This window comes from Agromyces salentinus (genome assembly GCF_009749395.1).
In the GTDB taxonomy this organism is placed as follows: domain Bacteria; phylum Actinomycetota; class Actinomycetes; order Actinomycetales; family Microbacteriaceae; genus Agromyces; species Agromyces salentinus.
This window is the reverse complement of the sequence record NZ_WBIR01000018.1, coordinates 1-16,828: the sequence shown is the minus strand read 5'-3', so window position 1 is coordinate 16,828 and position 16,828 is coordinate 1. Positions and strand designations below refer to the sequence as shown.

Annotated in this window: 19 protein-coding genes; 9 read left to right on the top strand and 10 right to left on the bottom strand. The window is 72.1% G+C overall.

Annotation, left to right across the window (positions count from 1 at the left end):
* Positions 1-53: 53 nt before the first annotated feature.
* The gene (locus GQQ95_RS15330; RefSeq protein ID WP_157428550.1) at positions 54-548 is read right to left on the bottom strand and encodes a CinA family protein; all 495 of its coding nucleotides are present in this window, start codon (positions 546-548) and stop codon (positions 54-56) included.
* Between the two features lie 124 nt (positions 549-672).
* Here GQQ95_RS15330 and GQQ95_RS15325 point away from each other — a divergent pair, with 124 nt between their 5' ends.
* From GQQ95_RS15325 to GQQ95_RS15315, 3 genes are read left to right on the top strand one after another with little or no spacing between them, the layout of a single operon-like run.
* The gene (locus GQQ95_RS15325; protein WP_157428549.1) at positions 673-1,185 is read left to right on the top strand and encodes an NUDIX hydrolase; all 513 of its coding nucleotides are present in this window, start codon (positions 673-675) and stop codon (positions 1,183-1,185) included.
* Positions 1,182-2,141: an ATP-binding cassette domain-containing protein gene (locus tag GQQ95_RS15320; RefSeq protein WP_157428548.1), complete on the top strand. Its 960-nt coding sequence runs from the start codon at positions 1,182-1,184 to the stop codon at positions 2,139-2,141. The genes GQQ95_RS15325 and GQQ95_RS15320 overlap by 4 nt, the downstream gene beginning before the upstream one ends.
* Positions 2,138-2,914 carry a hypothetical protein gene (locus tag GQQ95_RS15315; protein ID WP_157428547.1) on the top strand — a complete coding sequence of 259 codons (777 nt, stop codon included), beginning with the start codon at positions 2,138-2,140 and terminating at the stop codon, positions 2,912-2,914. The genes GQQ95_RS15320 and GQQ95_RS15315 overlap by 4 nt, the downstream gene beginning before the upstream one ends.
* Here the strand turns inward: GQQ95_RS15315 and GQQ95_RS15310 are convergent.
* Positions 2,911-3,363 (bottom strand): Lrp/AsnC family transcriptional regulator, encoded by a 453-nt coding sequence (locus GQQ95_RS15310; RefSeq protein ID WP_157428546.1) that lies wholly within the window; start codon positions 3,361-3,363, stop codon positions 2,911-2,913. The genes GQQ95_RS15315 and GQQ95_RS15310 overlap by 4 nt on opposite strands.
* A gap of 103 nt (positions 3,364-3,466) precedes the next feature.
* Here GQQ95_RS15310 and GQQ95_RS15305 point away from each other — a divergent pair, with 103 nt between their 5' ends.
* Positions 3,467-4,123 (top strand): LysE family translocator, encoded by a 657-nt coding sequence (locus tag GQQ95_RS15305; RefSeq protein ID WP_157428545.1) that lies wholly within the window; start codon positions 3,467-3,469, stop codon positions 4,121-4,123.
* A 10-nt stretch (positions 4,124-4,133) separates the two neighbouring features.
* Here the strand turns inward: GQQ95_RS15305 and GQQ95_RS15300 are convergent, their stop codons facing one another.
* The 3 genes from GQQ95_RS15300 to GQQ95_RS15290 are packed head-to-tail and all read right to left on the bottom strand — an operon-like array spanning position 4,134 to position 6,063.
* Positions 4,134-5,162, bottom strand: a complete 1,029-nt coding sequence (locus GQQ95_RS15300) for an NADPH:quinone reductase (RefSeq protein WP_157428544.1) — start codon at positions 5,160-5,162, stop codon at positions 4,134-4,136.
* Positions 5,159-5,425, bottom strand: coding sequence for a hypothetical protein (locus GQQ95_RS15295; RefSeq protein WP_157428543.1), 267 nt, complete (start codon positions 5,423-5,425; stop codon positions 5,159-5,161). Before GQQ95_RS15295 ends, GQQ95_RS15300 begins: the two co-directional genes overlap by 4 nt.
* Complete coding sequence (locus tag GQQ95_RS15290) at positions 5,422-6,063, bottom strand: dihydrofolate reductase family protein (protein WP_157428542.1); 642 nt, start codon at positions 6,061-6,063, stop codon at positions 5,422-5,424. The genes GQQ95_RS15295 and GQQ95_RS15290 overlap by 4 nt, the downstream gene beginning before the upstream one ends.
* 129 nt (positions 6,064-6,192) lie before the next feature.
* On the opposite strand from GQQ95_RS15290, the gene GQQ95_RS15285 reads away from it, so the two are divergent.
* From GQQ95_RS15285 to GQQ95_RS15265, 5 genes are all read left to right on the top strand, one after another.
* Complete coding sequence (locus GQQ95_RS15285; protein WP_157428541.1) at positions 6,193-6,777, top strand: TetR/AcrR family transcriptional regulator; 585 nt, start codon at positions 6,193-6,195, stop codon at positions 6,775-6,777.
* 202 nt (positions 6,778-6,979) lie between these two features.
* Positions 6,980-7,204, top strand: a complete 225-nt coding sequence (locus GQQ95_RS15280; protein ID WP_157428540.1) for a hypothetical protein — start codon at positions 6,980-6,982, stop codon at positions 7,202-7,204.
* Complete coding sequence (locus GQQ95_RS15275; protein WP_157428539.1) at positions 7,204-8,442, top strand: cupin domain-containing protein; 1,239 nt, start codon at positions 7,204-7,206, stop codon at positions 8,440-8,442. The genes GQQ95_RS15280 and GQQ95_RS15275 overlap by 1 nt, the downstream gene beginning before the upstream one ends.
* Positions 8,439-9,347, top strand: coding sequence for a ferredoxin family protein (locus GQQ95_RS15270; RefSeq protein WP_157428538.1), 909 nt, complete (start codon positions 8,439-8,441; stop codon positions 9,345-9,347). Before GQQ95_RS15275 ends, GQQ95_RS15270 begins: the two co-directional genes overlap by 4 nt.
* Positions 9,344-10,714 carry an NAD(P)/FAD-dependent oxidoreductase gene (locus tag GQQ95_RS15265; RefSeq protein ID WP_157428537.1) on the top strand — a complete coding sequence of 457 codons (1,371 nt, stop codon included), beginning with the start codon at positions 9,344-9,346 and terminating at the stop codon, positions 10,712-10,714. The genes GQQ95_RS15270 and GQQ95_RS15265 overlap by 4 nt, the downstream gene beginning before the upstream one ends.
* Before the next feature lie 26 nt (positions 10,715-10,740).
* Here the strand turns inward: GQQ95_RS15265 and GQQ95_RS15260 are convergent, their stop codons facing one another.
* Genes GQQ95_RS15260 through GQQ95_RS15240 form a run of 5 tightly spaced genes read right to left on the bottom strand, consistent with a single transcriptional unit; the run spans position 10,741 to position 16,794 of the window.
* Entirely contained in the window at positions 10,741-11,994 is a 1,254-nt protein-coding gene (locus tag GQQ95_RS15260; RefSeq protein WP_170297093.1) for an alpha-L-fucosidase, read from the bottom strand.
* Between the two features lie 7 nt (positions 11,995-12,001).
* Positions 12,002-14,017 carry an NHL repeat-containing protein gene (locus GQQ95_RS15255; protein WP_157428535.1) on the bottom strand — a complete coding sequence of 672 codons (2,016 nt, stop codon included), beginning with the start codon at positions 14,015-14,017 and terminating at the stop codon, positions 12,002-12,004.
* Positions 14,018-14,066: 49 nt separating this feature from the next.
* Entirely contained in the window at positions 14,067-14,969 is a 903-nt protein-coding gene (locus GQQ95_RS15250; RefSeq protein WP_157428534.1) for a Gfo/Idh/MocA family protein, read from the bottom strand.
* Between the two features lie 2 nt (positions 14,970-14,971).
* A complete protein-coding gene (locus tag GQQ95_RS15245; protein WP_246205578.1) occupies positions 14,972-15,889 on the bottom strand; it encodes a carbohydrate ABC transporter permease in 918 nt (305 codons plus the stop codon).
* Positions 15,886-16,794, bottom strand: a complete 909-nt coding sequence (locus tag GQQ95_RS15240) for a carbohydrate ABC transporter permease (protein WP_157428533.1) — start codon at positions 16,792-16,794, stop codon at positions 15,886-15,888. Before GQQ95_RS15240 ends, GQQ95_RS15245 begins: the two co-directional genes overlap by 4 nt.
* Positions 16,795-16,828: the final 34 nt, after the last annotated feature.

Below are 16,828 nucleotides of genomic sequence, written 5' to 3'. Positions count from 1 at the left end.
CCGTTCCCGTGCTCACGCGTGGCCGTGCGCGCGCTTCAGTCCGCAGCGCGGGCTCACTCGGCCGCGTCGCCTTCGGAGCCCTCGGCCGGTGCGAGGCGCTCGACGAGCACGCGGAGCGCCGCCGCCACGGTCTGCTCGACGACCTCGGACGGGTCGCCGTCGAAGCGATGCCGCTCGCTGCCCGTGCCGTCGGCGGTCGCCCAGCCGAGGAACACGGTGCCCTCGGGCTCGCCCTCCTCGGAGCCGGGTCCGCCGACGCCCGTGACCGAGACCGAGACATCCGCTCGGCAGAGGCGCTGCACGCCGACGGCCATCTCGATCGCGCAGCGGGCGCTGACGACGGGACCGGGGGAGACGCCGAGCACCTGCTGTTTCACGCCGGTGTCGTAGGCGACGACCCCGCCGAGGAACCAGTCGGAGGCGTCCGTCGCCCGTCCGAGCTCGCTCGCGATGCGTCCGCTCGTGAGCGACTCGGCGACCGCCACGCGTGCCCCGGTGTCCTTCGCGGCACCCGCCACGGCCTCGGCTCTCTCCTGGAGGTTGCTCATGCAGGCGATCGTAACCACGCGCCGGCCCCGTCGCAGGGCCCTTGACGGCGGACCGGGTTCGGCCACTTCGCCCTGCTGCGGCCCGGCGCCCCGCAGGAGCGGCATACTCACGTAGCGTTGCCGCATGGCCACTCCCGACTTCGTGCTCGACCTGCGCCGCCAGGCCGGCACCCGACCCCTTCCCCTCGTCGGCGTCACCGCGGTGATCGTGCGCGGCGACGAGATCCTGCTGGGCCGCCGCTCCGACAACGGTGCGCTCACCCCGATCACGGGCATCGTCGATCCCGGCGAGGAACCGGCGGATGCCGCGTGCCGCGAGGCGCTCGAGGAGGCCGGGGTGCGCGTCAGGGCCGATCGCCTCGTCTGGGTGCACCAGTTGCCGAGGGTCGTGCACGCGAATGGCGACGAGGTCGACTACCTCGACCTCGTCTTCCGCTGCGCCTGGGTCGCGGGCGACCCGTACCCGGCCGACGGCGAGATGACGGAGGTCGGATGGCACCGCCTCGACGACCTCGGCGACGTGCAGGAGCAGCACCACCGGCGGATCCGGCTCGCGCTCGACGGCGCCGGCCCGACGCGATTCGAGGGTGGACGCGCGGCGGCCGACATGGAGATGCAGACGGAGGCGGCACGATGATCGAGGTCGAGGGACTCACCCAGGTGTTCGGGCACAAGACGGCGGTCGATGACGTGAGCTTCACCGTCCGTCAGGGGGCCGTGACCGGTCTGCTCGGCCCGAACGGCGCAGGCAAGTCGACGACCATGCGCATGATCGTCGGACTCGATCGGCCGGTGAAGGGCGTCGTGCGCGTGAACGGCGGCGACTTCCGCCGCGCCGAGCGGCCGTTGCACGAGCTCGGTGCGCTGCTCGACCCCGCGGCGCTGCACCCCGGCCGTTCCGGCCGTGCGCACCTCCGGGCTCTCGCCCTGACGAACGGGATTCCGAGCTCGAGGGTCGATGAAGTGCTGCGCCTCACCGGCATGGTCGAACCCTCGTCGCGCCGCGTCGGCACCTACTCCCTCGGGATGCGCCAGCGGCTCGGCATCGCCGGGGCACTGCTCGGCGACCCCCAGGTGCTCGTGCTCGACGAGCCCGTCAACGGCCTCGACCCGGACGGCGTGCACTGGGTGCGCGAGCTCATGAAGAGCCTCGCGGCCATGGGACGCACGGTGCTCGTCTCGAGCCACCTCATGAGCGAGATGGCGCTCACGGCCGATCACCTCGTGGTCATGGGCCGCGGTCGCCTCATCACGCAGGGGCCGGTGACCGAGGTCATCGCGCGGGCCACGCAGTCCGACGTGCTCGTGCGCACCCCGCAGGCTGAGGAGCTCACGGCAGCGCTCGGGACCATCGGCGGCTCGACCCGCCGCGCGCCTGACGGGGCGCTGCTCGTCACGAACGCGACCGCCGAACAGATCGGCCGGCTCGCGGCATCCGGTTCGATCGTGCTGTTCGAGCTCACCCCGCAGCAGGGCTCGCTCGAGGACGCGTTCCTCGCGCTCACCAAGGACGACCAGGAATACGCCGCAGGAACGGTCGCGGGCCCGCACGGCCCCACGACCGGGTCCGAGCAGGATGGAGCACGACGATGACCGCGACCGACACCAGCGCCCTCGAACGCTCGAGGGTCACGTTCGGCGGCGTGTTCGCCTCGGAGTTCTCGAAGTTCGCCTCCCTGCGCTCGTCATGGTGGCTCAGCGCGGCGGCCGTCGTCGGGCTCCTCGTTTTCGTGGCCTTCTGGTCGGCTGTGGTCTCCGATCCCACTCGTGAGAACGTGGTGGCGGCGGCCGCGAACGGCTTCGTGGCCTGCGGCCTTTTCGTGCTGCTCGTCGGCGCCGGCATCGCCACGGCCGATCATGACAATCACGCGATCACGGTGTACTTCGCCGCCGTGCCCGCCCGCACGCCGCTCGTGCTCGCGAAGGTGCTGCTCGCCGCGATCGTCGGCGGAGTGGTCGGCGGTGTGGCCATGCTCACGGGCCTCGGCCTCTCGATCGCGTTGCACGGCGGCGGCGCCGACCTGGGCGACCCCGAAGTGCTGCGCGTGCTCGGCGAGGCCGCGCTGCTCGCCGCGATCCTCGCCGTCACGGCGACGTGCCTCGGACTCATGTTCCGCTCCACGATCGCCACGCTCGGCGTTGCCATCGGCTACCTCTACCTGGTGCCCATCGGCATCAGCCTCGTGCCGCTCGATGCGTTCGTGCTCTTCAGCGACACGTTCCCGGGCAAGGCGTCGGACAACTTCTTCGCCCTGACTCCCGACCCCTCGCAGCTCGACCCCGTCGCCGGCACCATCTCATCCGTGATCTGGACGATCGCGCTCATCGTCTTCACGACGGTGTGGGTGAAACGCCGCAACGCCTAGATCGGCAGCGGCCGGTCGTCGACGATGGCCTTCATGACGAGGGTCGACTCGACTCGGCGCACGCCCGGCAGTGCCGAGAGCCGCTCGTCCCACAGGCGCTGGTATGCGGGCAGGCCGGGCACGGCGACACGGAGCAGGTAGTCGGGATCGCCGAAGAGGCGCAGCGCCTGGATCACCTCGGGGATCTCGGCGACCGCCTCGTCGAAGGCCGGGATCGTGGCGCGGTTCGCCTGCTCCATCGTGACGAAGACGAGGGCGCCGAAGCCGAGTCCGACGACCTCGGGGTCGATCACGGCCCGGTACCCGGTGATGGCGCCGGACGCCTCAAGGGCGCGGAGCCGGCGATGCGTCGGCGACATGCTGAGTTGCACCCGGTCGGCGAGGTCGGTGAGGCTCAGTCGGCCGTCCTGCTGCAGTTCCGAAAGGATTCGTCGATCGATGGCGTCCATGGGGTGAATCCTTCCACTGCAGTGGCTCTGCGTGGAGATCTTCGCAAGCCTTTTCCGCCGGATGTTGCCTAGGTTCGTCGTGTCGAACGAAACGAGGCCTCCGATGAACCCAGAGCTGCTGCTCGCCTGCTGGGGCATGATGACCCTCATGGTCGTGCTGCCCGGGCCCGACTGGGCGTACATCATCTCCGCGGGCCTGCGCGACCGCTCGATCGTGCCCTCGCTCGCGGGCATCCTCGTCGGTTACCTCGCCGCCGTGGCGGCCGTGGCGGTGGGCGTCGGCGCCGCGGTCTCGGCGCTGCCCGGGCTGCTCGTCGCGCTGACCTTCGCGGCCGCCGGCTACCTCGCATGGCTCGGCGTCCGCGTCCTGCTCCAACCGCCCGCCGTCGCCGCGGTGAGCGGCCCGGCGGAGGCGGAGGTGTCGGCTGCTGCGGCATCCGTCGATCGCCCCTGGCTGCGCCTCGTCCAAGGCGCCGGCGTCAGCGGATTGAACCCGAAGGGCCTGCTCGTCCTCGTCGTGCTGTTGCCGCAGTTCACGGATGCCGCGGGCGCGTGGCCCGTTCCCGTGCAACTCACCGTGCTCGGGCTCATCTTCGTGGGCAGCTGCGCCCTCGTCTACTCGGTCGTGGGTGTGAGTGCCCGGGCCGTACTGCGGGCCAGGCCCACGGCGCTCAACGTGGTGTCACGGGTCTCCGGGGGCGCGATGGTCGTGCTCGCCGGCGTGCTCGTGGTCGAGCAGGTGTCGCACCTGGCGAGCTGATCGCACCGACTCAGGCGGCGGAGACGTCGATGAGCACCTTGCCGATCGTGCCGGCCTCGACGGCGTCATGCGCCGCGGCGGCGCGCTCCAGCGGGAAGCGCGTGAGCGGCAGCCCGGCGTCCTCGCCGACGGGCAGCGCGCCGTCGGCGACGGCGTGCACGATGTCCTCCGCCGCGGCGGTGAGCGCCTCCCGGCCGACGGTGTAGAGCAGCAGGAACTGGTAGCGCACGTTCAGCGCGAAGTGATGCCGCACGTCGAGGGTCATCTCGCCGCCGCCATCGGTCGCGTAGACGGCGATGGATCCGTGGTTGGCGATCACGCGGGCATTCAGCTCGGCGTTGCGCGCGGGGGAGACCTCGACGACCTGGTCGACGCCGTCGGGCGCGAGGGCACGGATCGCCGCCGTGGCATCGGTGGCCCGGTAGTCCACCACGTGGTGCGCCCCGGCCGCCGTCGCGAGCGCCGCCTTCTCGGGCGAGCTCACCGTCGTGATGACGGTGGCCCCCGCCCAGCGGGCCAGCTGGATGGCGGCATGCCCGACGGCACCGGCCCCGCCGGCGACGAGCACCGTCCGGCCGTCGAGGGCGCCGGGTCCGAGACGCGACGGGCCCGCCTCGGAGACGGTCAGCGCGCGGTGCGCGGTCATCGCGGGCACGCCGAGCGAGGCGCCGAGCTCGAAGCCCGCGGCATCCGGGAGGTGCACGATGCGATCCGCCGGCAGGATCGCGAACTCCTGCGCCGTGCCGGTCGGGCGCTCGTGCGCGGCGAGGTAGGCCCAGACCCGGTCGCCGACCGTAAGACCCACGACGCCGGGCCCGACCGCGTCGACGACGCCGGCACCGTCCTGGTTCGGCACCACCTCGGCGAACGGCAGCGGCTGCCCCGCGCGGGACCCGGCCCGCGCCTTCCAGTCGGTCGGGTTCACGCCCGAGACGACGATGCGCACGCGCACCTCGCCCGCCCCGGGTCCGGGCGCCTCGCGTTCGACGAGCCGCAGCACGGAGGAGTCACCGGTCTTCGAGTACGCGATCGCTCTCATGCTGTGGACAACGCCGGTGATGCCGGGAACCTTCCGATCAGTCCCACGCCAGGTTGACGAGCCGTTCGAACGTCCCGTGGGCTCCAGAGCGCGAGCCGGCCGAGCAGGCGATCGCCGCGCACGGCGAGCCAGGTCCGTTCGGGGCGTCGGCGGCCACGCTCGAGGTCGTCGGCGATCTCGTCGTTCAGCGGGTACGGGAAGCGGTTGAAGAGCTCGATCTCTTGCGTGCCGGCGAGGTGCCGGATGTCGAAGGTGATGCTCATGCTGCGGGCCCGGGCGCGGGGCGCGACTCGGGCTCGGACTCCGCTTCCGGCTCCGCGGCATCCGACCGGATCCGCGAATACCACTCGACCACGTTGCCGCCCTCGAACGAGCGCACCTCATCGAGTGCGAACGCGGTCGGGCTGAACTCGGGACCGAAGGCGGGCCGGCCCGCGCCGGCGACCACCGGGTAGCGCTTGATCACGAGCCGGTCGATCTCGTCGAGCAGCTGGCCGGCGAGAACGCCGCCGCCCGCGAGGTAGATGTCGAACGGCGAGTCCTCCTCCTTCAGGGCCTGCACGGCGGCGATCGGGTCACCCGTCACCATCGTGACCGCCGGGTCGAGCTGTTCCAGGCTGCTCGAGACGACGAACTGGCGCAGGTGCGCGTACGGCGAGGTGATGCCGAGCTGGAGACCGGGCTCGTAGGTGCGCCGACCCATCACGACGGTGTCGAAGCGCGTGAGCGGAGCATCCGCGATGCCGAGCTGCGCCCGCGCGTGCGAGGGCAGGGCGTCGCCGTAGTCGCCGACCATCCAGGCCATGTACTCGTCGGAGCCGGGGAAGAAGTCGACCTCGTCGTCGGGGCCGGAGATGAAGCCATCGATGGAGAGCGAGATGTAGTACGTGAGGTTTCGCATGGGTCCTTCGCGTCGGAATCGAACTCAACCACTATAGCCGTAGTTGTTCCGGTGGGAAGGGTGATGCAGAGGCGGCCGACCGCTTCGACCACTACGGTTGGAGTCGTTCGGCACGAGGACGGGGCGGCCATGGCGAGGAACGCGGAACGACGGCAGCGCCTGCTGGATGCCGCGGTCGAGGTGATCGCGGTCGAGGGCGGTCGAGGGCTCACGTTCGGCGCCGTCGACCGAGCGGCGGGGGTCCCGGCCGGCACGGCATCCAACTACTTCGCGTCGCGCGACCAACTGCTGGCCGAGCTGGCCGAGCACGTGTTCGCCAGGCTCGCACCCGACCCCGAGGAGGCGGCGAGGCGCATGGCCGTCGAGCCGACGCGCGAGGGCGAGCGCGGACTCATGGTGTGGCTCGTCGAACGCGCCATCGGCGATCGTGCCGCGCATCTCGCGCTGCTCGAACTGCGGCTCGAGGCGACGAGGAACCCGCACGTCGCGCCGACCGTGACCCGGCAGTTCGCCGGCAACCTCGCCCTCGCGACGTCCGACCACGTCGATCACGGCTTCCCCGGCGACCGGTCGACCGCCCTCGTGCTCTACCTCGCCATGAGCGGGCTCCTGCTCGACCACCTCACGATGCCGGAGCTCCTGGGCGCCGACGCCGTCGCCGCGGTCGTCGACTCGATCGTCGCGGCCGTCGTGCCCGACGCGCCCGCCGGCTGAGCGCCCGCCGGCTGAGCGCCCGGCGGGTGAGTGCCGCCGGCTGAGCGCCCGGCGGCCGAGCGCTCTCCGGCCGAGCGCTCTCCGCATCCGGTCGCCCGCCGCGGCCACCGCTGTCAACCCGTGGCCGCTCGGCACCCGGCTCGCTACGCTGGCCGCAGACGAGCCGCGGCGCCGGGTCGCGGCGAACCGGAAGGGGGACGGCATGTCCATCGGAGACGAAGACATCACGCTCGAGCCGAAGGAGGGCCGCGAGGGCATCGCGGAGCCGAAGGGCACCGGCGGCGCAGGCGAGGGGGCGGCCGACGGCGGCGCGAACCCGCACGGCCACGACGGCGGGGCCGACGGCTCGGCCGATGCCGGTGAGGGCACCGCCGACGGCGGCGCGAACCCCGAGGGGCACGACGGCGGCGCCGACGGATCGGCCTGATGGTCGCAGGCGGGCGCGGGCCGGGGAACCGGCCCGCGCTGTCGCGCTGCGTCGCCATGCCCGCCGAGCGGTTCGCCGACGAGGTGTGGGGGCGCAGTGCGCTGCTGTCGCGTGCGGCGGAGCTCCCCGCCGGATTCGACGACCTCTTCAGCGCCGACGCCGTCGATGAGCTCGTCACCCGTCGCGGCGTGCGCACGCCGTTCATGCGGATGGCCCGCGACGGCACGGTGCTCCCGGCATCGGCGTACACGGCGTCGGGCGGGTTCGGCGCCGAGGTCGGCGACCAGGTCTCGAGCGAGCGCGTCTTCGACCGGTTCGCCGAAGGGGCGACGATCGTGCTGCAGGGGCTGCACCGCCTCTGGCCGCCCGTCATCGACTTCACGCGGGAGCTCGTCGACGAGCTGCGGCATCCGGTGCAGGTCAACGCCTACGTCACGCCGCCGGCGGCGCAGGGCTTCGACCCCCACTACGACACGCACGACGTGTTCGTGCTGCAGATCTCGGGTGAGAAGCACTGGCGCATCCACGCCCCGGTGCACCGCGACCCGCTGAGCTCGCAGCCCTGGAGCGGGCACCGCGAGGCCGTGGCCGCCGCCGCGCGCGAGGAGCCCGTGATCGACGCCGTGCTTCGACCGGGCGACGCCCTCTACCTGCCGCGCGGCTGGATCCACTCGGCCACGGCCGGCGGCGACGCCACCTCGGTGCACCTGACGATCGGCATGTCGGCCTACACGCATGCCGACGTGGTCGGCGCCCTCGTCGCCCGCGTCGGCGACAGCGAGCGCCTGCGCGCATCGCTCCCGCTCGGCGTCGACTTCGACGACCCGGCCCAGGCGGCCGCGATCCTGCGCGAGACCGCCGAGGCCCTCGCGGAACTCATTGAGCAGGCGGATGCCGCGGCCACGGCCGGGACCCTCGCGGAGCGGTTCGAGCGGGACATCCGCCCCGAGCCGATCGCGCCCCTGGCGACCCTGGCCGCGCTCGCGCGCCTCGACGCATCGACGACGATCGGCCTGCGCGACTCGCTTCGCGCGCGCGTCGAGGCCGACGGCGACCGCGTCCGCCTCGTGTCGACGGCGAAGACGCTCTCGCTGCCCGTCGAGGCCGAGCCGGCCCTGCGCCACGTGCTCGAGGGCGGGCGGGTCGTCGTCGGCGACCTGCCCGGACTCGACGCCGAGAGCGCCGTCGTCGTGGCCCGCCGGCTCGTGCGGGAGGGGTTCGCGGTGATCCGCGCGTGACCCTCGCCGCCGAGCCGTGGGCGCCGTGCAGCGATCGTGCCCGCGAACGGGACGACCCGCTCGCGGGCACGGCGCCGCGCGGCATCCGATGGCTGCTCGTCGAGGTGGCGACGAGCTGGGGGCACAACGCCCTGCTCGACGCGCCCTTCGACCGCGACCTCGGCCGGCGCCTCGTGCACCGCGCCGAGGCGGAGGGCATGCGGATCCTCGCGATCCGTCGCCCGGGCCGGCGCACGCCCCCGCCGATGCAGCGCTGGGCGATCGCCGACTCGCGCCTCGGCCTGGAGCGCATCGTCTGGGGCGAGGCGGCGAGCCCCGCGGACCTGCTCGACCTGCCGCTCGACGGGTCGACCGGCACCCCCTCCGCGGAGCCGGTCTACGCGGCCTGCGCCCACGGCCGGCACGACCGCTGCTGCGCCGTGCGCGGACGCCGCGTCGCTGCGACGCTCGCGCTCGCCCGGCCCGAGCAGACCTGGGAGTGCTCGCACGTCGGCGGCGACCGGTTCGCGGGCACGATTGTCGTGTTCCCGCACGGGCTCTACTACGGGTATGCCGATGACGGCGACGCGGCCCGCATCGCCGAGGCCTTCGACGATGGGCTCGTCGTGCGCGACCGGCTGCGCGGCCGCAGCTCGCTCAGCCACCCCGTGCAGGCCGCGCAACACGCCGCTCGCGAGGCCTTCGGCGACGACCGCATCGCCGCCTACCCGCCGCTCGAGGAGTCCGCGACCGACGACGGATGGCGCGTGCGCCTCGGGCTCGGCGACGGCGAGTCGATCGTCGTGGAACTCGCCGAGGAGTCCTCGCCGCCGTTACTCTCGACGTGCGCCGCGACCCGGCCGGTGCAGGTGCGCCGGTACGCGGTCCGCAGCATCGAGCATCGCGACCCCGAGGAGACCCCATGACCGAGAACGGCGGCGTCTCGTTCTGGCTGCGACAGGTGGGCATGCCGGCACCACGACCGGCGCTGCCCGGCGACCTGCACGCCGACGTCGCGATCGTCGGCGCCGGGTACACCGGGCTGTGGGCGGCCTACTACCTCAAGCGCGACCAGCCCGACCTGCGCATCGCCGTGCTCGAACGGCGCTTCGCCGGGTACGGCGCCTCGGGCCGCAACGGCGGGTGGCTGACCAACTCGGTCACCGGGGGGCGCGAGCAGTACGTGAAACGCCACGGGCGCGACGCGGCGATCGCCCAGCAGGTCGCCCAGAACGAGGCCGTCGACGAGGTCATCGCCGTGGCCGCGGCCGAGGGCATCGACGCCGACCTCCGCAAGGGCGGAGAGCTCACCGTCGCGAACACGCCCGCCCAGCTCGCGCGGCTGCGAGCCTTCGCCGCCTCCGAGCAGTCGTGGCCCGCGACCGACCTCGAGCTGCTCGACGCCGAGCAGACCCGCGCGCGGGTGGACGTCGCCGGCGCGCTCGGCGGCGTGTGGCATCCGCACTGCGCCCGCGTCCATCCGGCCAAGCTCGTGCTCGGCCTCGCCCGCGCCGTCGAGCGACTGGGCGTCACGATCTACGAGAACACGACCGTCACCGAGATCCGCGAGGGCCAGGTGCGCACCGACCACGGCACCGTGCGGGCCGCGCACGTGCTGCGCGCGACCGAGGGCTTCACGCCCGACCTGCACGGCGAGCACCGCACCTGGCTGCCCATGAACTCCTCGCTCATCGTGACCGAGCCGCTCGCGGCATCCGCCTGGGAGCAGATCGGCTGGACCGGGCGCGACACCCTCGGCGACATGGCCCACGTCTACATGTACGCGCAGCGCACCGCCGACGATCGCATCGCCTTCGGCGGGCGGGGCGTGCCCTACCGCTACGGCTCGCGCGTCGACCAGGACGGCCGAACGCAGCAGCGCACCATCGAGAGCCTCACGGCGCTGCTGACCCGCTTCTTCCCGGTCGCCTCGGATGCCGCGATCGACCACGCCTGGTCGGGGGTGCTCGGCGTCCCGCGCGACTGGTCGGCCACCGTCGGCCACGACCGCTCGACGGGGCTCGGCTGGGCGGGCGGGTACGTCGGAACCGGGGTGACCACCACGAACCTGGCGGGCCGCACCCTGCGCGACCTCGTGCTCGGCCGGGACACCGAGCTCACCCGGCTGCCGTGGGTCGGCCATCGCGCTCGCCGCTGGGAGGTCGAACCGCTGCGCTGGCTCGCGGTGCAGGCGATCTACGGCGCGTACCACGCGGCCGACCGCGCCGAACTGCGGGGCCGGGCGACCACGTCGCCGATCGCGCACGTCGCCGACCTCGTCGCGGGTCGCTGAGCGGGCGCTTCGCTGCGGGCCGATGGTCAACCCGTGGGAAGCGGCACCACCGTCACGGGGCGCCCGCTCCGGCACCGAGCGGATGCCCCGGGGTCGTCGACGATCACCACGATGCCGTCCGACGTGCTCCATGCGCGCCACCACGCGGCACCTGTCACCTCGATGTCGTGGGCGGTGACCGGGCCGCGCCCGATCGTGCGCGGCTTCAGTGCGGTGATCCAGCCGGCGACGCCCTCGAGCGTGCGTCGCTGCACCGGTGGGATCTCACCGGCCGCGGTGGGCCCGACGTTCAGCAGCAGGCGACCGCCTCGGCTGACGATGTCGGCATAGAGCCCGGCGAGTTCGCGCGGCGACAGGGTATCCGAGGCCGGTTCGGCCGAGTTGTACCCGAACGAGAGTCCGAGGCCGCGACAGTGCTCCCAGCCGGGGGCGGACTCGTTGGCGTTGCCGGCTTCGTACTCGCTCGTCCGGTAGTCCCACACGTCGAGGCCCCAGCGATCGTTCACGATGCCCTCGGGAACCGCCGAGCGATAGCTCCGGATCAGTTCATCGAGCGAATCGTCGCCAGGGGCCTTGCCGGCGTCGGGCCACTCGATGTCGTTCCAGAGCACGTCGGGGTGGTACCGCTCGATCAGGTCGCGCAGCTGCCTGGCCGCGTAGGCGTGGTAGTCGGCGCCCTTGGGCCGGAATTGCTCGATGTGCTCGTTCGAGGTGTGCGGACGTGTGTCGGCGAAGGACCAGTCCAATCCGCCCGAGTAGTACACGCCGAAGCGCATGCCCTCGGCGCGGACGGCATCGGCGAGCGGGCCGATCAGGTCCCGGCCGGGGCCGCCCGCGAGGGCGGTCGACGCCGCGCCCGGGGCATCCCACAGCGTGATGCCGTCGTGGTGCTTCGTCGTCGGCACGACGTAGTCGGCGCCGAGCGCCCGGAACAGCCCCGCCCACTCCGCCGGGTCGTACGACTCGGCGCGCCACTCCTCGAGGAAGGCCAGGTATGGTCGGCCGGCATGTTCCCTCGTGTGATGGACCGAGGCGGGTGAGCCCTCGATGCGGATGGTGTTCGCGTACCACTCGGCGTACGAGGTGTGCGCGAACCAATCCTCGTCCGGGTGGTCGCCGAGCGCGCCGGAGCGTTCCGCCCACGCCGGCACCGAGTACGCCCCCCAGTGCACGAACACCCCGAGCGTCGCGTTCCGTGCCCATGCAGGCAGCGGGCGGCCGGATGCCCCGACCGGCACCCACGGCGCGTGCTCCGTGCGAGCGGGGTCGGCCTGCGACATCCGGCGGCTACCGGACATCGATCTGCACGAGGTTGCGGTCCTTCATCGTGTACATGCGGCCCGCCTCGTCGGTCGAGATGTCGATGCCGCCCCCGTACCAGGCGCCGTCCAGCCCGGGAACGACGACGCGCGAGCGGTACGTGGTGGTGTCGACGTGCCGCAGCTCCTGGGCGGTCACCGCGAAGAGTCGGTTGCGACTCGTCGTCAGCGCCCAGGCCTTCGTCGCGAAGGGCACCCGCTCGCTGTGCACGAGACGGCCCTTCGCACGATCGATCACCCGGAAGCCGCCGCCGTGCAGCGCGACGTAGAGGTACTGCCGCGCGACGGCGAGCCCGGTCACCTGCTTCGTGTCGCCGGGATCGATCCGCCAGGCGATCGTGCGGGCCACCGGGTCGAAGGCGACGATCTCGCCCGCGGGACTCGATGCTCCGCCCGTGCCGCCGCCGAGGTACACCACGCCCTCGTGCGCCAGCACGGAGGAGACGGACTGTCCGGGTCCGAGCGGAAGCTCGACCACGTCCGTGGTCCCGGTCGAGGGATCGTGGATGCCCAGGCAACTGCCGCCCGCCGAGTCGGACAGCGCGACCACGACGACGAGCCCGTTGACCGCATCCCAGGTCACCGACTGCGGGCGGTTGTACGACGGGGGCAGCGCAGCGGCCTGGCGCCGAACGTCCCCGACGGGGTCGTAGGACCACAGGCCGAGCCCGCTGTACTGCGCCATCCAGAGCCGGTTCGCCGACCAGGCCGCGTCCTTCGTCTCGCCGGGGGCGATGATGTTGTGCACCGCTCCGGTGTCGAGGACGTGCCGGCCGAGCACGCCGTTCGCCGCGACGTAGGCGGAGCCGCCGCCGGCGGTGACGCTCATGGCGAGCTGGGCTTCGGGTGGTGCGCCCGCGTCGATGAGGCCGGTGGTCTCGAAGGAGCCCGCCGCGACGTCGAGGTGCGCGACGAATCCGTATGCGGACACCGCGTGCAGTCGGTCGTCGATCCAGCCGAGGCCCCACACCTCCCCGAGGTCGAGGCCGTCGATGGCGACCGGTCGGATCTGCATGGTCTCGATCGAGCAGACGCGCAGGTCGCCCGCCTTGGCCAGGAAGTAGATGTCGTCCCCGTGCACGAGGGTGGCCTTCGTGGTGATGCCGTCGTGGGTCGCGACGCGGTATGAGGTCGGATCGGCGACGTCGAGCACCGCGATGCTGGAGCCCGACGCATTGGCGGTGGTCACCACCAGGCGTCCGTCCGCGAGCCGCAGTTCGCGGACGGTGTCGTCGTCGGCCAGCTCGGGCGGCAGGATCGACGTGAACGTGCCGCTCGCGCGATCGTACGCGGAGAGCACGGCCTTGCTCGAGGTTCCGCCGCCGAGGGTGTTGCCGGCCCCGAAGTACACGGTGCTCTCCGTGGCGACGATGGCGCGTGCCCCGGTCGCCGTGGGCTCCGCGATGCCGAGTGCGACGACCTCGCCGACCGCCGGGTCGTAGCTCCACAGGTTGCCGCCCGGCTCGCGGCCGCCGAAGAACACCACCCCGTCCGGCGCGACGTCGAGCGCCCAGACGCGGACGTCGCCGGCCCGGCCGAGTGCCTCCGCCTCCACGTCGCCCTGCTGGAGATCCCATCGGAACAGGGTCGCGGTGTTCACCTCGTTCTCGGTGCCGATGTAGAGGTAGCGGCCGGTGGGGTCGGCGCAGATCGCCTGCGTCGACCTGCCCTCCGGGATGGTCGTGTACCCGGTGACCGTGGCGCTCGGCACGTGGTACGCGATGACGTACATCGGCTCGAGGTTGCGAGAACCGATGTAGAGGGTGTCGCCGAACTGGTAGGCGCTCTTCGAGCCGAACTGCACGACGCCGGGGCCGAGGTCGGTCACGGTCACAGCCGGTCCGCGAGCTGCCGAGGCGGGCTCGGCAAACGCGGCGGTCGCCATGACGGCCAGCGCGCCGGCGCCGCCTGCCTGGAGGAGGGTGCGCCTGCTGATCGTCGATCGGGTCGGGGGAGTCGAGGGATCGGGGAATTCGGTGGTCATCGTCGACGCTCGCTTTCTCGTGGATTCGGTCGGTCGGTGGTTCTCGCGCTCACCGGGGTACGGCGACGGGGGCGCCGAGTGCCCGGCTGCGGGCCGCTGCCTCGACGATCGAGACGGTGGCGGTGATCTCGGCCCGCGGCACGTTGGGGCTGTTCGTTCGGCACGACGAGATGATCTCCGTCAGGAGGCCGGCGAGCATCTCGGCGCTGGACTCGATCTCGAACGCGTGCAAGCCCGCGGGGGATTGGATCGAGCCTCGCGTGATCGGCTGCCACTCCGCTTCGCCGCCGAGCGTGGCGACACGCCCGTCGTCCCAGGCCAGGACGACGCGGCCGCCGGTGGCGTCGACGCTCGCACAGTCCGGGCCGAGTGCGGCGACCGCGAGGTCGACGAGGTGCACCCCGTACCAGGCGAAGAACTCGTGATGGGGTTGCTCGGGCAACGGACCGTCGAGGTCGATCCGCTCGATCGCGCCCATGCTGGCGGACTCTGCCACGGCGGCCCGGAACTCCGGCGTGAACCGCTTCGGAGAACCGGCCAGCACGAGGCATCCGTCCGCCTCGGCCTGCTCGAGCATCTCGACCGCGTCTCGCCGCGTCGGGGCGAAGCGAGTGTCGAGGTAGACCGGCTTGCCGAACCTCGCGAGCCGGCGCAGGTGCGTCGGATGCGATCGGGCGTCGCTCGCGACGACGAGCAGGGCGTCGGATGCCTCGGCCACCGCCTCGGGCGAATCGGCGAGCGGCACCCCGAGGCCCGCGACCTCGGCCGCGAGATCATCGTTGCGGTCGCGACTCGGAGGGAAGTCCGCGACGGTGGGGCCCTGCCACGCGGCAACGATGGTGCCGCCCGCCACGGCTCCGGTGCGCCCGTCGCCGAGCATCCGCGTGAACTGCACCGAGTGCGACGAGTCGACGCCGACGAGGCCGAAGCGCACCGGCTCGTCGTCGGTCATGCTCATCCCTTGACGCCGCTCGACGTGATGCTCGCCACGATGTGCTTCTGCAGGAACAGGAAGATCACGAGACACGGGATGAAGCTGATGAGTGCGGCCGCCATGATGCTCGAGTTCGAGACCGTCTCGGTGTTGAGCGAAGCGAGACCGACCGTCAGCGTGCGGGCCTCGTCGGACTGGCCGATGACGAGCGGCCAGAGCAGGTCGTTCCAGTGCCAGAGGAAGACGAAGATCGCGAGCGTCGCGAGCACCGGGCGGATGAGCGGCAGCACGATCGCCACGAAGGTGCGCCACTCGCCGGCACCGTCGATGCGGGCGGCGTCGAACAGCTCATCGGGCAGGTCGCGCACGAACTGGCGGATGAGGAACACCGCCTGCGCATTCGCGAGCGTCGGCAGGATGAGACCCCACAGGGTGTTCACGCCGCCCCAGCCTGCGACCATGATGAATGTTGGGATGAGGGTCGCCTGCATCGGCACCATGAGCGTCGCCACGATCGACCAGAGCACGAGGTTTCGGCCCGGGAACCGCTTGCGGGCGAGGGCGTACGCCGCCATCGACGCGGTCAGGAGCACGAGCACCACCGAGACGACCGAGTAGACGAGCGAGTTCCAGAACCACAGCGGGAACTCGCCGACGTTGAAGATGCGCACGAGGTTGTCGAGCGTCAGGTCCGACGGCCACGCGTAGGGGATCGTGGGTGCGTCCTCGGGCGAGAGGGCGAGCACGATCACCGCGAGGAGCGGTGCCACCGTGAACAGCGAGATGACGATGAGCGAGACGGTCACCCAGGTCTGGCTGCCGTCACGGCCGCCGCGACGGCGTCGGCGCGCAGGCGAGCCGTTGCCGGTGGCACCCCTGGGCAGCGAGCCGTCGCCGGCGACGGGGACGTCGAGCGCGAGGGAAGCGGTGGAGGTCACTGGTCTTCCTTCCCTTCGAAGAAGCGTCGCTGGATGAGCGACAGGATGAGCACGATGACGAACAGGACGATGCCGATTGCCGCTGCGTAGCCGAAGTCGAAGAACCGGAAGCCCTGGTCGAACAGGAAGTAGATGAGGCTGTAGCTGGCACGGGCCGGCCCGCCGCCGGTCATCACGTAGATGGTGTCGAAGACCTGGAAGCCGACGATCGTCTCGATCACGAGCACGAAGAACACGACGGGCTTCAGGAGCGGCAGGGTGATGTGCCAGAACGACTTCCAGGCGCCGGCGCCGTCGATGCGGGCGGCCTCGTGCACTTCGGCGGGCTGCGCCTTCAGGCCGGCCAGGAAGATCAGCATCGAGTAGCCGAAGCCCTTCCAGGCGGCGACCATCGCGAGGCTGGCGAGCACGAGCCACGCATCACCCGTGAGGAACGGCACCGGGCCGAGCCCGATCCCGTCGAGGGCCGCGTTGAGCGGGCCGTCGGCGGCGAAGATCCACTTCCAGATGATGCCCGCGAGCACGAAGGAGCTGAGGTAGGGCACGAACAGGAGGGCGCGGAACAGGCTGCTCGCCCGGACGAGTCGGTTCAGCAGCAGGCCAGCGGCGAGTGACACCACGATGATCAGCGGCACGAAGATGCAGACGTACCCGATCGTGACGCCGAGGCTCTGCCAGAAGTGCGGGTCGGCGAACAGGCGGGTGTAGTTCTCGGCGCCGAGGAAGGTCACGTCGCCGTTCAGGCGGTACTGCGTGAGGCTCATCGCACCGGCGCCGCCGATCGGGATGAACTTGAACACCACGAAGATGACGATGGTCGGCAGGACGAACAGGAGGCCGGCGATCGCCTCGCGGCGTCGGCTCGCTCTGCCGGCGGGCCGCGCGGCTGCGGTGGAGACGGACATGTCGGTGACCAATCGTTGGTGGTGGGTCGCGGGC